This window comes from Chryseobacterium oranimense (assembly GCF_900129755.1).
GTDB lineage: Bacteria > Bacteroidota > Bacteroidia > Flavobacteriales > Weeksellaceae > Chryseobacterium > Chryseobacterium oranimense.
In genome coordinates, this window is record NZ_FQWT01000001.1 from 668,225 (window position 1) to 683,334 (window position 15,110).

General features: G+C 37.6%; 15 protein-coding genes and 1 pseudogene. 4 read left to right on the forward strand and 12 right to left on the reverse strand.

Features of this window, described 5'->3' with window-relative positions:
- Positions 1–153 precede the first annotated feature (153 nt).
- From BUB03_RS03105 to BUB03_RS03155, 11 genes and pseudogenes are all read right to left on the reverse strand, one after another.
- Positions 154–2,826, reverse strand: a complete 2,673-nt coding sequence (locus BUB03_RS03105; RefSeq protein WP_228417748.1) for a beta-glucosidase — start codon at positions 2,824–2,826, stop codon at positions 154–156.
- Positions 2,736–4,178 (reverse strand): alpha-L-fucosidase, encoded by a 1,443-nt coding sequence (locus BUB03_RS03110; protein ID WP_073060171.1) that lies wholly within the window; start codon positions 4,176–4,178, stop codon positions 2,736–2,738. Before BUB03_RS03110 ends, BUB03_RS03105 begins: the two co-directional genes overlap by 91 nt.
- Before the next feature lie 50 nt (positions 4,179–4,228).
- On the reverse strand, positions 4,229–5,128 hold the full coding sequence (locus BUB03_RS03115; protein ID WP_073060172.1) for a TIGR01777 family oxidoreductase: 900 nt from the start codon (positions 5,126–5,128) through the stop codon (positions 4,229–4,231).
- 52 nt (positions 5,129–5,180) lie between these two features.
- A pseudogene (locus BUB03_RS22245) lies at positions 5,181–5,881 on the reverse strand (YqjF family protein).
- 11 nt (positions 5,882–5,892) lie between these two features.
- Complete coding sequence (locus BUB03_RS03125) at positions 5,893–6,360, reverse strand: SRPBCC family protein (RefSeq protein ID WP_073060175.1); 468 nt, start codon at positions 6,358–6,360, stop codon at positions 5,893–5,895.
- 51 nt (positions 6,361–6,411) lie between these two features.
- Positions 6,412–6,774: a hypothetical protein gene (locus BUB03_RS03130; protein ID WP_073060178.1), complete on the reverse strand. Its 363-nt coding sequence runs from the start codon at positions 6,772–6,774 to the stop codon at positions 6,412–6,414.
- A gap of 78 nt (positions 6,775–6,852) precedes the next feature.
- Complete coding sequence (locus BUB03_RS03135) at positions 6,853–7,257, reverse strand: hypothetical protein (RefSeq protein WP_073060181.1); 405 nt, start codon at positions 7,255–7,257, stop codon at positions 6,853–6,855.
- A gap of 7 nt (positions 7,258–7,264) precedes the next feature.
- Positions 7,265–7,609 carry a hypothetical protein gene (locus BUB03_RS03140; RefSeq protein WP_073060184.1) on the reverse strand — a complete coding sequence of 115 codons (345 nt, stop codon included), beginning with the start codon at positions 7,607–7,609 and terminating at the stop codon, positions 7,265–7,267.
- A 77-nt stretch (positions 7,610–7,686) separates the two neighbouring features.
- Entirely contained in the window at positions 7,687–8,190 is a 504-nt protein-coding gene (locus BUB03_RS03145; RefSeq protein WP_040994074.1) for a GbsR/MarR family transcriptional regulator, read from the reverse strand.
- A 114-nt stretch (positions 8,191–8,304) separates the two neighbouring features.
- Positions 8,305–10,776, reverse strand: coding sequence for a vWA domain-containing protein (locus tag BUB03_RS03150; protein ID WP_073060187.1), 2,472 nt, complete (start codon positions 10,774–10,776; stop codon positions 8,305–8,307).
- Positions 10,777–10,787: 11 nt separating this feature from the next.
- Positions 10,788–11,306, reverse strand: coding sequence for an RNA polymerase sigma factor (locus BUB03_RS03155; RefSeq protein ID WP_040994071.1), 519 nt, complete (start codon positions 11,304–11,306; stop codon positions 10,788–10,790).
- Positions 11,307–11,567: 261 nt separating this feature from the next.
- On the opposite strand from BUB03_RS03155, the gene BUB03_RS03160 reads away from it, so the two are divergent.
- From BUB03_RS03160 to BUB03_RS21765, 3 genes are all read left to right on the forward strand, one after another.
- Positions 11,568–12,770 carry a C1 family peptidase gene (locus BUB03_RS03160; protein ID WP_073060190.1) on the forward strand — a complete coding sequence of 401 codons (1,203 nt, stop codon included), beginning with the start codon at positions 11,568–11,570 and terminating at the stop codon, positions 12,768–12,770.
- Positions 12,771–12,946: 176 nt separating this feature from the next.
- Positions 12,947–13,105, forward strand: coding sequence for a bacteriocin-like protein (locus BUB03_RS21760; RefSeq protein WP_155859084.1), 159 nt, complete (start codon positions 12,947–12,949; stop codon positions 13,103–13,105).
- Positions 13,106–13,147: 42 nt separating this feature from the next.
- Positions 13,148–13,309 (forward strand): bacteriocin-like protein, encoded by a 162-nt coding sequence (locus tag BUB03_RS21765; RefSeq protein WP_155859083.1) that lies wholly within the window; start codon positions 13,148–13,150, stop codon positions 13,307–13,309.
- Positions 13,310–13,502: 193 nt separating this feature from the next.
- Here the strand turns inward: BUB03_RS21765 and BUB03_RS03165 are convergent, their stop codons facing one another.
- Positions 13,503–14,564: an NADH:flavin oxidoreductase gene (locus BUB03_RS03165; RefSeq protein WP_040994068.1), complete on the reverse strand. Its 1,062-nt coding sequence runs from the start codon at positions 14,562–14,564 to the stop codon at positions 13,503–13,505.
- Positions 14,565–14,686: 122 nt separating this feature from the next.
- Between BUB03_RS03165 and BUB03_RS03170 the strand changes: the two genes are divergently transcribed.
- Positions 14,687–15,076 carry a winged helix-turn-helix transcriptional regulator gene (locus BUB03_RS03170; protein WP_040994066.1) on the forward strand — a complete coding sequence of 130 codons (390 nt, stop codon included), beginning with the start codon at positions 14,687–14,689 and terminating at the stop codon, positions 15,074–15,076.
- The last annotated feature ends 34 nt before the right edge of the window (positions 15,077–15,110 follow it).

The window sequence follows — 15,110 nt, forward strand, 5'->3', positions numbered from 1 at the left end:
TAGTTGCCTTTATCAATCGGTAACGAATTAGTAACCTAACCTTGTCAATTTAAGCCCAAAACCTATCAGACACCGAGTTCCAAACTAAGACTACACATTTATAAAGCATTGTATAGTAGCGGTTTTAATCGCTTTGCGTACTTTTGCTTTTTATTAATCTTTTTCATTAAAAAACTGTAATTCTTTGATGGGAATTTTAATGGTTACCTGTTTTGTTTCTCCTGGATTTACATACACTTTCTGAAAACCTTTCAATTCAATGACAGGCCTTGAAACTGATGCCAGCAGATCTTTCACATACAGCTGAACAACCTCGCTTCCTCCTTTTTTTCCTGTATTTCTGACATTAATCCGGGCAATAATCGTATCATTTTCAGAAAATTTCAACTGATTAAGCTGCAGATCCGAAAGCTCAAAATTGGTATAGCTAAGGCCAAAACCAAAGGGATATAACGGCTCACCGCTCAAATCATAATAATCATTTCCCCGTCCTGTAGGATGATGATTGTAGGTCAATGGCAGCTGCCCTTCTTCAGCCGGGAATGTAACGGGCAGTTTCCCTGAGGGATTTTCCGCTCCGAAAAGGATCTTTGCCACCGCGTTTCCGCCCTCTTCTCCGGGATACCAAACATCCAGAATAGCCCCCGCTTTATCTTTCCATGCTGTGGTTTTGATAGCAGAACCTCCAACTAAAATTACGGTTACGGGTTTGTTCAGTTTTGAAACTTCATGAATCAATTTCTCCTGATTTCCAGGCAGGCTCAGCGAAGAACGGTCCTGAAATTCGCCTTCATGAATTCCGGCAGCAATAATGATATGATCTGCCTTTTCTGCTGTTTTTAAGGCATCATTAAATTCTTTCTGAGCATCATCAATACCGTAATTCCAGATCAGTTCAATATGAGCTTCTCCCCTGCTCTCGCGGAATTCTATAACAAGATTGTACTGTTGGTCTTTAACAAAATCTATGGCGGCTATTTTTGTTGAATAGCCCTGTTTTTCCCATTGATCAACGATTAATTTTCCATCGAGGTATAATCTGAAGCCATCGTTTCCACGCAGTCCGAGCTGGTATTTTCCATTGTCCGGAGCTTTCAGCTGACCTGTCCATCGGATGCTGTAGTTATCCGGCTGCAGTTTTTCAGGGTCCGGCGAGTAAAGAGTCCAATTAAAATTAATCTGCTCATCCTGCCTTTGAAAAGCCTCCTTTCCTTGTAATCCTATGTTTGCAAAGTAATTTCCTTTTAAGCCTTTCTTATTTTCAGATGATAAAAGATCGGCAGGAACCGTTTTAAAATCCTTCAGATCCCATGTAATACCTTTGGAATAAAGAACCTCTATATTCTTATCTTTCGTAATATTTTTAATCCCTTCAAGAATATTCACCTTATGGTTTCCCGGTCCGGAATAGCCTCCGAGTCTTGCATCCACGGCATCTGTTCCGATCACCGCGATTTTTTTCACATGGTCAGAAACAGGAAGTATTCCCCTGGTATTCTGTAACAACACAATTGATTCAAGCGCTGCTTTTTCGGCTAACGGTTTATGATTGATCATTTTCAATTCATGAATTTCGCGTTCAGAGATATAAGGTTTTTCAAAAAGTCCGAGTTCAAATTTTGCCTTTAAAACTCTTGCTACCGCATCATCTATCCTTTCCTGTGAAATCCGTCCATCCAAAAACGGAGGAATAAACAGCTGATAATGTTTGTATTCTGTCTGGAATATTACATCAAGTCCTGCATTCATAGCCTGTGCAGAAGCATCATCATAATCTTTTGCCGTAAAATGAAGTACGTTCGCGCCTCCTACAGCACTTGCATCGCTAATGACAAAGCCATTAAAATTCCATTCTTTTTTCAGTTTTTCTGTAAGCAGCCAATGATTGGCTGTGGAGGGTCTTCCGTCGAGAAGGTTATAGGAAGTCATCACCGACCTGCTTTTCCCGGAAGTAAAGGCTTTATAAAAAGGAACAAGATGAGTTTCTTCAAGATATCTCCTGCTCCAGTGGATAGGATAAGAATCTCTCCCGCCTTCTCCTACATTGGCTAAAAAATGCTTTGGAGTGGTAATGATTCCCTGATTTTCAAATGAACTTACGAAACTAACGCCCATCACAGAGGTTAAAAAGGGATCTTCCCCATACGTTTCCTCTGTCCGTCCCCATCTCACGTCGCTGGCCAGGTTTACTACCGGGGTAAGAACCTGGCGGATTCCTCTTAATTTTGATTCTTTTGCAATGGCAGAAGAAACCTGCTTCATGAGTTCGGGATTGAATGTGGCAGCAAGCCCGATAGCCTGGGGAAATGCCGTTGCTCCCTCCCGCATTAATCCGTGTAAAGCTTCATCAAACGGAATGATCGGAATTCCCAGCCTTGATTCTTCAATAAAGTATTTCTGAATAGCATTGATTTTTCTTACAAGCTTTTCCGCATCTTCACCGGAATTATATTTCAACATCTGGCCAGCCGCCCCGTCCCCCAGATTTCCGGCGCTCACCTGCAATCCAAAAATTCCGTGCCTGTGCTGGTCTTTAGGAACATTATCCAGATCTCCCGGGATCATAAAACATTGCCAGAATTTTTCTTCGGGAGTCATTCTTTTTAACAGATCCTGAACTCTTATTTCTACAGGCTGTTTGGGGTCTTTATACAGCGGTTTTTCTTTCTGGGCACTCAGAAATGCAGAATTCAGAACAAGCACAATGACCGCTGCTTTAATACAATTCAACTTCATTAGTTCGTCATTTGAATGGAGGTGGCATATTTCAATTTTGTCCTGTCTTCCGGCAGCTTTACTTCTACTGTAGTTCCAGTTTGTTTCCACTTCACTTTTGAATCGATCCCAAGAATTTTCAATGTTTTCGGCTTAAAATTTTCCGGAAGTGAAAAACTGAGTATGGCAGGAGCCCGGTACTCTTTCTGATCATCAATATGAAAAACATTGAGGGTTTTGCCGTCTTTAGACCGGGTATAATAAAAGTTTCCGTTATGGTAAGGCTCTGCACTTCTTGTTGCAAATACGGCTGACCGGTTTTTCTCCATCCAGCCCGAAATCTCATTTAATCTTTCATAAACTACCGGATCATAGTCTCCATTGGGACCGGGAGCTATATTCATGAGATAATTTCCGCCCCGTGAGATAATTTTGATGAGTGTTTCAATGATTTTTTGAGAGGATTTATAATTATCGTTAGGAACATAAGAGAAGGAATCTCCCATTGTAATGCAGCTTTCCCAAGGTATGGAAAGGGGATGTTCTGGGACAGCCTGCTCGGGGGTCACATAATTTTCCCACTTTCCCGGTACGGTACGGTCTACGACTATGATTCCCGGCTGGTTTTTCCTGGCCATGTTTCCAATTTTATCCATATCAATATCCTGCTCTACTTTGATGGTTCTCTGCCATTCTACAGACGGATCAATGGTTCTGAAAGGTCGTACCCAGCCTCCATCCAGCCACAGGATATCAATTTTCCCGTAGTTGGAGGTAATTTCATTAAGCTGATTAAAAGTGAATGTTTTAAAGCTTTCCCATCTTTCGGGATACTTTTTCGGATCGTAATTTACATTTCTGTCTTTCGGTGGGAAGTAAGGCCACCAGTAATTTTCCGAATGCCAGTCCGGCTTAGAAAAATAGGCTCCGATTTTGAATCCGTCTTTTCTGAAGGCATTGAAGATCTCTTTGGTAACGTCTGCTTTAGGATTTTTTGAGAACGGTGTTTTTGGTGAGGTGATTTTATAATCTGATTCTTTGGTATCAAACATGGCAAAACCGTCATGATGTTTTGTGGTGAAAACCACATATTTCATTCCTGCTTTCTTTGCTGCCTCTGCCCATCTTTGAGGGTTAAATCCTGTGGGATTGAAAGTAGTCTGAAGATTTTCGTAGTTCTTTACATACTCATTGTAAGATTTCCCATGTTCCGGCTTTCTCTGGGTCCATGATTCGTCCTCAGGGCATAAGCTCCAGCTTTCTACAATTCCCCACTGGCTGTAGGTTCCCCAATGCATGAACAGCCCGAATTTCAGATCCTGCCATTCTTCCAGGTTCTGAACAACAAGCGGATCATCCGGCTTCTGGTAGCCTGCTGATACATTATGAGCCTGTGAAAAAAAAGCGGAAGAAATAAGAAAAGACGAAAGAAAAAAGGTTTTTGTTTTCTGTTTAATGAGCATATGACGTTCGTTTTTGCTAAATTAAACATCCTGCCACTAATCAGCAAACCTTAATTTTTCAATAAATGCTGCAGCGCTTTATCCAGTTCAGGATAAGAAAACTGAAATCCGGCTTTAATCAGTTTTTCGGGATAAACATTCCTGCTTTTCAATAAAAGTTCGGTTTCCGTATTCAAAAAGAGTGAAGCTATTTCCAGCTGCCATACCGGAGCATTTAATCCAAAAGGGATTTTGAGGTGTTTTCTCATTTTTGTCATAAGATCTTCGTTGGATACAGGATTGGGAGCGGTTACATTGACAAGTCCTGATATATTTTCATGGTTAATGATCCATTCAACAGCTTCACAGAAATCATCAATATGAATCCAGCTTACTTTCTGCTGTCCCCGCCCCTGTTTTCCGCCTAAACCGAATTTTGTGATCGTACGCAATTTTGGGAAAGCGCCACCATTATTTCCTAAAACAATAGAGGTTCTTAAAGCTACCCTTCTTGTTCCTTCATCATTCATCTTAAAAAATTCTTTTTCCCAGCTTTTGCAGATATTCATTGAGAAATCGTCGCCGATAATTCCGTTTTCTTCTGTATTCAGTTGGGTTTCGGAATGTATATAAATGGTTGCTGAAGAGGCATTCAGCCAAATCCGAGGTTTTATGGTACATTGGTCGACTGCCTGCTGAAGTACTTTTGTGCTGTCGATTCTTGATCTATAAATTTCCTCTTTGTTCTTTTCGTTATATCTGCAGTCCACAGACTTTCCTGTAAGGTTGATCAGTACATCGGCTCCTTCAATGCTGTTCTTCCATTCACCCAATGACCGGGCATCCCAATACATCTCATTGCTGCGTTTTGGCTTTCTTGTCAGAACAGATACCTGAGCACCTTTTTCTTTAAAATATTTTTCCAGGCTTTCTCCTAAAAATCCGGTTCCGCCTGCTATTATTATTTTCATTGTGTTTTGAATTAGAATTTTAAAAATATTGTTTTTTCAGCAGATCTTTTCTTTAAATATATTTTTTTGTTTTCACTTCAATTTCAGAACCTTCCGCAAGCATGACAGAAATAGGGGTCTGATGGTTCAGGAATTCGAATTCTTTTCCGTACAGCGTTCTAAATTCTATATTCAGCTTACAATCTTTAATCTGATAATACTCCCATTTAGGGTGGCACACTTCATATTCTGAAGTTTTATTTTCTCTTTTTGTAAATCCAAAATAATGTTCTGTAATAAACTCAAATTCTGAGTTTGTTTCCATAGAAAGAGGATTGCTGTCTGCAACGATCTGCATGGAGTGCCAGCTTCCATTTTTCCATGAGTATTTCACCGTGAGTTCATCATTATTTACATTGATTTCATTGCTCATGGGCATCATTTTATAGTTTTCTTTGTAAAACAGATTGGCCACAAAACTGAGCGCATATCTGGAACAATTTCCTTAATGAAGACCACTCCTCTTTTCCAGACGTTTTTTTCTTTCTTTTTAACGTAAAACCTCAGGTTAACTTCTTCAAAATTTCTGTAAAAAGGAATGGAAAGTCCTAATAATTTTGTGTTTAAAAACATAAATCCCACAAGGCTTACATAACATTTACCGTGATAAAAATCGAGTTCTGTACCTTCGGGAAGATATTTTATTAAAATCTCAGGGTCTATTTCGTAATTGATGATGGCTAACTTCCGCCATTCTGCTTCCAGGAAGTTCATTCTTTTTCATTTTAAATGTTAATAATTGTGTGATTTTCGGCTATTTCCCTGATCAGTTGATTCCGCTGCAACAGGAATTTCTTCATGTAATCTTTCAGGAAGAAGTGGTTAAAAAGTTTTCCCACCCATCCCAGCGGAGATTCAAACTCGAAGATATCAATCATTACCGTACTGCCGTTTTTTTGTTTGAAAATATGCTGATGTTTCATTGATTTAAAAGCTCCTTTAAGCATTACATCTGTGAATTGGGAGGGTTTTTCCATGCTGATAATCTTTGTGGTCAAAGTTTGATTTACTCCTAAATGTCTGGCTCTCCATGTTACGGTTTCACCTTCTTCAATAAGACCGGACGTTCTTCCTGCTATTGCTTTTTCATTGGTTTTTGATGTTGATTTTTGGTGCAGATCAATATCTCTGGCTAAATCAAAGACTTTATGAATATCTGCTTTGATCAGGGTTTCTAAATATATTGTTGTCATTTTTAAGTTTTTAAGTGCGAGTTGCGGGATACAAGGTGCAGGATGAGATATTTATTTTTGATATTGATAGAATTTATAAGCGTCAAAAATATAAACCAGAGCTAAAATTGGGCTATAATAAACACCGAAAAATGGGATCACTAACAACAGATTATAGGCCTGCGATTTAAAAATGACGAGTAATAATAAAGAAATCCAGATGGGCATAATAAATACTCCGTAAATAATGAAAAGTATAGATTTTTCTTCCTTAAAAAAAAGCTTGATTATATAGCTTATTAATTGAGAAATTCCTACTATAAAGTGAAATGACAGACCTCCAATAAAAGAATTATCCATTGTAAAGATTGAGATAATTCCTATAATTAAAATCAATAGCTGAATATAGAAATCGTATTTTGCAAAGGTTTTCATGATTGTTAATTTTAAAAGGTTAAAAAATCGCCTCTGGTTCTTTTGTTAGAAGATCTGAAGGTGAGATACATCCAGATTTTAAATATCAGTGTCTTCATTTTCTATAAATTTTTCTTTGTTCATGGCGTGTTTACGGCCTTTAAGGAATAATAAAAGGTTGAGAAGCATCATAACTCCAAGATAAATAGAGAAGCCGCCGATTTTTTTACTTAAAGCAACAACTAATCTTTCTACGGTTTCAATCTGGAAAAATTCAATGATGCATAAGGCAAAACCAATATTCAGGAGATAAAATCCGATCTTAAATAAAGAATTTGTAGCCATTGCAATATCTTCTTTCTGGTGAAAAATATCAATCATGAATGTTTTTGAATTTTTGAACAGAAACTGGGACACCAATACGGTAAGAGCAATTACTATTGGAAGATAGATCATGTACGCTGAAAAATTGTACGTTGCGGTAGTTAAAACTGTTGTGTTCATAACTGTATTATTTTAAGGTTAGTTTATTTTTTAAGAAGTAAAGGGTAAAAATGTTCATATAATGCAGTACACAAAGGATTAGAGCGATATATCCGATACGGACTGCTGTCACGGAAATAAGTTCTTCTACGGAGCCGACTTTGTCCCAAAATGCAAGGTTGACAGCAATATACCCCAGGTTCAGCAAATAGTAGCATCCGAGGAGTATCCTGTTGATGGTAAGACACATCCCTTTATCATGAAGAAGATATTCCAGGTAGGACTTTCCGGCTATAAAACATCTCCTTCCCACATCAATAGTGATGTAAAAGCTCACCGTAAGGAAAATGACATATGATACTATATTGAACATTTTGTATGTATTATATTTTCAGTAATTTTTGAAAATTAAATTCAAATAAAAAAGGATTTGAGTCCTCTTTTATTTTCCTATTTCAACAGGTTGGTGATTTTCCCTACCAGCCAGTGGTCATCGCTTTTAATCGCTAGATCCATAATATTGTTGATCTTTCCTGTTACAGAACTGAAATCGTCCATCAGTTTTATAAATTCTCTGGCTTCTTCGGAATCTTTATCATCGATATTTTTCAGCTCTTCCAAAAAAGAAATAACGGGCTCTATCTCTCTTTTTCTGCGTTCTTTCGTAATCTGTTTGAAGAGGTACCAGATGTCTTTTTCTGCTACGAAATATTCTTTGCGGTCGCCTTTGATGAATTCTTTTCTTACAATTCCCCAGTCTATTAAAGCGCGGAGATTCATATTGGCATTTCCTCTTGAAATTTCCAACTGCTCCATCACCTCATCCGTAGATAATGGTTTTCCACTTGCCAGAAGCAGTGCATGAACCTGCGCCATCGTACGGTTGATTCCCCAGTTAGTAGCGAATGTCCCCCAGGTTTGTACGTATTTTTCTTTTGCTTCTGAAAGTTTCATTATTTCTCTTTTTATTTCTATAACAAATGTAATTATATTTTTTGAATTTTCAATAATTTTTGAAAATTAATTTTAAAATAAAACAGACATTTTTTACAATGCCTGTTTCTGATGCTATTTCTGGATGGATTTATACGCTTCTATCAATCTTATAAACTCAGATCTGTATCCTTCCTCATCTTTGTTTTTGCCTTCTTTTGCAAGGGTTTCAATACTGTTGAGATCTTTTTTATCAAGCAGCTTAGAATCTCTCAGAACCAATCCGAACCATGCAACGGATGATGCAAATTTGAAATCCGGACTTGCAGATTCTATAAATTCATCAGAGTTTTTGATGACCTGATTGATTTCAATACTTTTATCTTCATCAGGTTTTTTATATCTGAATTTTACCGTACCCAATTCGTCTCCGAAGTTCTGGGAATGAGAAGTTGTTGTATATTTTAATTTGGTTTCCTTGGGTATAAAAGCAGACTTCACATTTGCAGGGATGATCTCATATAAAGCAGTCACAGTATGCCCGCTCCCCAGTTCTCCCGCATCAATTTTATCGTTGGTAAAGTCTTCATTTCTAAGTTTCCTGTTTTCATACCCGATCAGACGGTAAGAACTTACGTATTTCGGATTAAATTCTATCTGGATTTTCACATCTTTGGCAATGGCATACATGCTTCCTGCAAATTCTTTTCCGAGGAATTTATTGGCTTCCTGCATATTGTCAATATAAGCATAATTCCCGTTACCTTTATCTGCTAAAGTTTCCAGTCTGTTATCCTTATAATTTCCCATTCCATAGCCAAGACAGGTAAGAAATACTCCGGATTTTCTTTTTTCTTCAATGAGTGTTTCAAGGCCTTCAACGGAAGATTCTCCCACATTAAAGTCCCCGTCTGTCGCTATAATTACCCTGTTATTTCCGCCTTTTATAAAGTTCTCCTGAGCCAGTTTATAGGCAAGCTCTATTCCTGCCCCACCAGCTGTGCTTCCGCCGGCATTAAGTTTATCCAAAGCTTCTATAATTTTGTCTTTTTCTTTTGCTGAAGTCGGTGGCAGAACCATTCCTGCGCTTCCGGCATAGACTACAATTCCTACTTTATCCTGCGGCCTGAGCTGGTTAAGTAACACTTTGAAAGAAGATTTCAGGAGAGGAAGCTTATTCTCTTCATTCATAGAACCGGAAACATCTATCAGAAATACCAGATTTGAATTGGGAATATTTTCGGTCGGGACATTTCTTCCCTGAAGCCCTATTTTTAAAAGCTTATGGCCGGGATTCCATGGTGCATCGCTATATTCGGTATTGATTGAAAATGGAACATTATTTTTAGGCTGAGGATAGCTGTATTTGAAGTAGTTAATCATTTCTTCAATTCTTACTGCATTTTTATCGACTTTATTACCAGCATTGATCATTCTCCTGATATTGGAGTAGGAAGCATTGTCTACATCAATAGAGAATGTTGATACTGGCTGATTTTTTGTCAGTTCAAATGAATTCTCCTCAAATTCATCATATTCTTCATGATCAGAAACTGTATTCTGCTTGTATTGACTGATTGTTTCCTGCATTTCTTCCATCCTTTTTTTCTCTTTTCTGGAAAGCCTTTTGGTTTTTACCAATATAACCCCGTTCATTCCCTGGTTTCCATACAATGCAGATGCAGCAGCTCCTTTTACAACTTCTATACTTTCAATTTTTTTAGGATTTAAAGCGCTGAAATAGTCGCGGTCTACTTTTTTACCGTTAACAATAACTAACAGATCAGCTGTTCCTTTTAAACTTGAGGAACCTCTTATGGCAATAGAATTATTATTCTTAAAATAACCATTATTATTAATTGTATTGAAAGTATTTCTAATCTCATCTTTTTGTCTTCTTTTAATTCCACTTGCACTCTGTATCTGTAAACCAGATACTTTTCCCTGAAGCTGTTGGGTAGTATTTGATGCAATATAATTGGATTGTACACTTACTGCGCTTGAAGTATATTCAGATTTCTTTTTAGGAAGAAGTGCAGTTACAACCACTTCTTCAATATTTTGAGTTCTTAAAGTATCTTTCCACTGTCCTCCTCTTTTTTGAGAAGCCGGTTCACCCGTTTCATCTTTCTTTTTAATCAAATACTCATCCGTTGAATACTCTGCTTTCCTTGAGGAATAGATTTCATTATAACTGTTATTGGCAGCTTTTTTAATCACTTCAGGCTCATAAGCTAAGGCAGGTGCTTTTTGAGATGACTCTGAAACTTCAATTTCCTTTTGAATATTGGATTTTACCGTACTGTCAATTGCGTGGACACTACTTTTTTCAGGACGGGTTTCCATTCTGTTTTCTACAATGAGAGGCTTTGAAGTATCAACAGTTTTATTTTTACTGATGAAATAAAATGCTCCCAAACCGATAGCTAAACTTGCCGCAACCCCATACGGGAACCAAACGGGCAGTAATCTCTTCTTTTCTTCTTTTTCCTCTAACTTCTCTTCAACTTTTGCCCAGACTTTATCAAAACCCGGAAAAACAGCCGGTTCTTCCGAAAGCCTGGAAGCCTCATTGAATCTTTTATCTATATCTTGATTATTTTCCATTGTTCTAAAGTTTAAATGTTCTGATTGATCAAAAGTTCCTGTAATTTTTTCCTTGCAAAATTGAGCTGGGATTTCGATGTTCCTTCACTGATGGAAAGCATTGACGCAATTTCTTTATGCGGGTATCCTTCGATCGCAAAAAGGTTAAATATTGCCCTGCAGCCTTCAGGAAGAAAGTTCAGCAGGCTCAGAATATCTTTTTCAAACGAAATATTCTCGGACGAGGTGCCTGAAGTCTCCACGAAGTTTTCATCCATAGAGATGAACTGGGCTTTAGTGGCCCTCAGCTTTTGAAGGCATTCATTCACAGCAATTTTTCTGGCCCATGCTTCAAAAGTATCCAGATTCTGAAGCTGGGTGATCTTGGTGAATATCTTATAAAAAGTATCAGCTAATACTTCTTCAATATCTTCATCATTTTTCAGATAGCGTCTGCAGACTGAGTACAGCTTGCCCGCCATTTTCTCGTATACTTTCCGCTGTGCACTGCGGCTGCTACGCTGGCATTCTAATAGTAATTCTCTTTCCATAGTCAGGCTTTATACTCTTATAGATGCTTAAACTTTAAGATGGGTTGGAAATGGTTGTTTTTTTTTTGCAAAATGACAAAACAGTAAAATAGCGAAAACGCGAATAATTAAACTGGAATTTTTCTTACTCAATTCCTCAATAGCTATTTAACCTTTTGCCATTTGACCTTTTCATCTTTTTTTATTCATCCAATTTAACTTTTCCCCTTGTAACAAATCTCTAATATGAACGACTATTCATATAAATAATCTTTTATAGTAATGAAAAATACCAAAATTGCCTCATTACTTTTTGTTTTGTCTGCAGGAAGTATGATGTTTGCCCAGGATGATTTAATCAACAAATTAAAAAACAATCAATCTCAAAATGCCAATTTTCAGTTCACAACGTTAAAGGACGTTGGAGCTACTTCAGTAAAAAACCAGGGTTCATCGGGAACCTGCTGGAGCTACTCAGGAAATTCATTCCTTGAATCCGAAATGCAGAGAATGGGTAAAAAGCCTGTAGATCTTGCTGAAATCTTTACAGCGAGGAATTCTTACCATGATAAAGCTAAATTATATGTTCTGAACAACGGAGCCATCAGCTGGGGCGACGGAGGCGAGCTGCATGACGTTATCAATATGTACAAAAAATACGGTGCGGTTCCCCAGGATGTTTATACAGGTCTGAAAGCAGGACAAACCCTGAACAATTTCAAGGAAATGCAGGGAAAAATAAAGCCTGTTTTGGACAGTCTTGTTCAGGCAGGTTCAAAGGGAAAACTTACGGATAACTGGATGGATTCTGTAGATGCCATTCTGGATGAATACCTTGGAAAAGTACCGGCCAGCTTTACTTATGAAGGGAAAAATTATACCCCTAAAACATTTGCTAAAGAAGTAGTGGGTATCAATCCTGAAGATTATATTGAACTCTCTTCTTATAAAGATTATCCGTATTACCAGAAATTTGTAGTTCCGATTCCTGATAACTGGAGCCATGATTCCGACTGGAACGTTCCGATGAAAGACCTTACAGCTATCATTGACAATGCTGTAAACAAAGGATATTCCGTAGGTTGGGCAACCGATGTTACCGAACCTTATTTCTCTTACAAAAATGGGGTAGCCTACGTTCCGGATGTAGATTTGAACACAATAACTGATGAAAACAAGCAGTCTTTGTTCACCGAATCTAAGAAAGATAAAGCCATCACAGAAGATATGCGTCAAAAAGGGCTTAACAACCTTTCCACTACTGATGACCACGGTATGCATATCGTAGGACTTGCAAAAGACCAAACCGGTAAAGAATATTATATGGTGAAGAACTCCTGGGGTGTAACCAACGATTTCGAAGGTTATATTTATGTAACAAGACCTTATGTAGAATACAAATCAACAGCTATCCTGATTCATAAGAACGCTGTACCGAAAAGCATTTTGAAGCAGTTAAAGCCTACCAAAAATATTGGTCTGTAATCAATAAAAATCACTGTTACTGTCCCTGACAGTAATTTTAGATATTTAAATCTGTTAAAACCGCGCTCCGAAATATTTCGGAGCGCGGTTATTTTATTGTTCCAATATTTTCACCTAAATTATTTCGCTGTTAAGTGAAAATATTCTAATTTTAAGTATCAAACAAATTATTATCTATGAAAAATTTAAAAAAATTAGTAAAATCAGACCTGAAAAAAATTAATGGAGGCAGCGCTCCTGAATGTCCGGACGGAACCACTGCATGCTATCACCGTCCTCAAAACGGTATTCCAAGTTACTGGACCTGTGAACCGGGTGTTGGGTGTCCAAACTAAGATCTTATCAAGCGAAGCTTACATTTTAAACTAAATTGAAATATGAAAAATCTAAAAAAACTAACAAAACCGGACTTAAAGAAAATCAACGGGGGAAATGCTCCAGATTGTCCTGAAGGAACAACTGCCTGCTATATTCCGCCTAAAAACGGATTTCCTTCCCGCTGGAAATGTATTTCAAACACCATGGAATGTCCTGAGTAAGATCAGATAAAACCCGCTTTCAGAGATTCTGAAAGCGGGTTTCTTAAATAATAGATAGGTGAAAATTTAATATTTCAAAGTGAATAGTGAATGGCTAATTTTTGCCCCGCAAATGAATTATAATTATTATTCCCAGAAATTAAAATTGACAGCGAAGTAAATTCTTAATTAACCATTCACGATATAGATATATTTAATACAGTGTTCCCATGCTTTCTGCTGAGAAATCAAGAAGTTCTTCTGTATTTCCTGTTTTTATCTTTTGAGCCCACTGAGGATCCTGTAAAAGGGCACGTCCTACTGCTACCAAATCAAAATCTCCTCTTTCTAATCTTCTTGTCAGTTCCGACAAATCTGCTTTTTCAGTTCCCTGTCCTGCAAATGCTCCCATAAAATCTCCTTCTAGACCAACAGAACCTACCGTAATAGTCGGCTGACCTGTAATTTTTTTAGCCCAACCTGCAAAATTTAAATCAGAGCCCTCGAATTCCGCTTCCCAGAAACGTCTTTGTGAACAGTGGAAAATATCAACACCTGCTTCTTTTAATGGCAATAACCATTCTTCCATTTCTTCCGGAGTGTTTGCTAATTTCGTCGAATAATCCTGCTGCTTCCACTGAGAAAGACGAATAATAATGGTGAAATCCTCTCCTACTGCAGCTCTGATCGCTTTCACTACATCAACTGCAAATTTGCTTCTTTCTTTCAACGTTTTTCCACCATATTCATCAGTTCTCGTGTTAGTCACTTCCCAGAAAAACTGATCGATCAAATAACCATGAGCTCCGTGAATTTCAACTACATCAAATCCAAGATCTTTCGCAGATTTAGCAGAAGCTGCAAACTGAGCAATGGTATCCTGAATATCTTCCAAAGTCATTGTTGAAGCTTTCTCCATTGGCGCCAGAGGATAATCTTCGGACATTCTTGTATCTCCCACATGCCAGATCTGAGGTCCCATTTTACCTCCGTTCTGATGAACTGCATTAATCACATTTTTCCAGCCTGCCAATGCTTCATTGCCATAGAAATCCGGAATATTCTGCATATTTTTTGAAGCAGTTCTGTTAATGACAGTTCCTTCGGAAAGAATTAATCCTACTTCTGCAGCAGCTCTTCTGGCATAATATTCTGCAATATTCTGAGTTGGAACTCCATTGTCAGACTGGGCTCTGGTCATAGGAGCCATTACAATTCTATTTTTAAGTTCAAGACTTTTATAAGTAAATGGTTTAAATAATGATTCTGTATTCATTTTTAAATTGGTATTTTTATAATTGTTACACAAAGTAACTAATAATAGTTCATTTTTGTATCTTTTAAATTTAAAAAGTGGTAACTTTGCAGTAACTTACATTAGTAACGTAAAAGTAACATATGAAGCAAAATGAATTAATGGCTTACAGCTGTCCTTTAGGAAAAGCAATGTCAGCCTTAGGAAGCAAATGGAAACCGATCATTGTATTGGTGATTAAGGACCGAAAATTACGTTTTGGAGAACTTGCGGTGCGGATTAATGTAATTTCCAGAAAAGTCTTAACCGACCAGTTACGTGAAATGGAAGCCGACGGACTGGTAATTCGTGAAGAGTTTAAAGAGATCCCTCCAAGAGTAGAATATTCATTGACGGAAAAAGGATTGGCATTGTTACCAATCTTATATCAGCTGGAAGAATGGGAAACCAAATATCATGTATATGATCCTGAGAAAGAGAAAGATTGCAAAACTCTGTTGGAACAAAAGAATACAAAAAAGGCTGTCGTTTGATGGCTTTTTTATTTCTTTAAAAGTTTGAACTTCA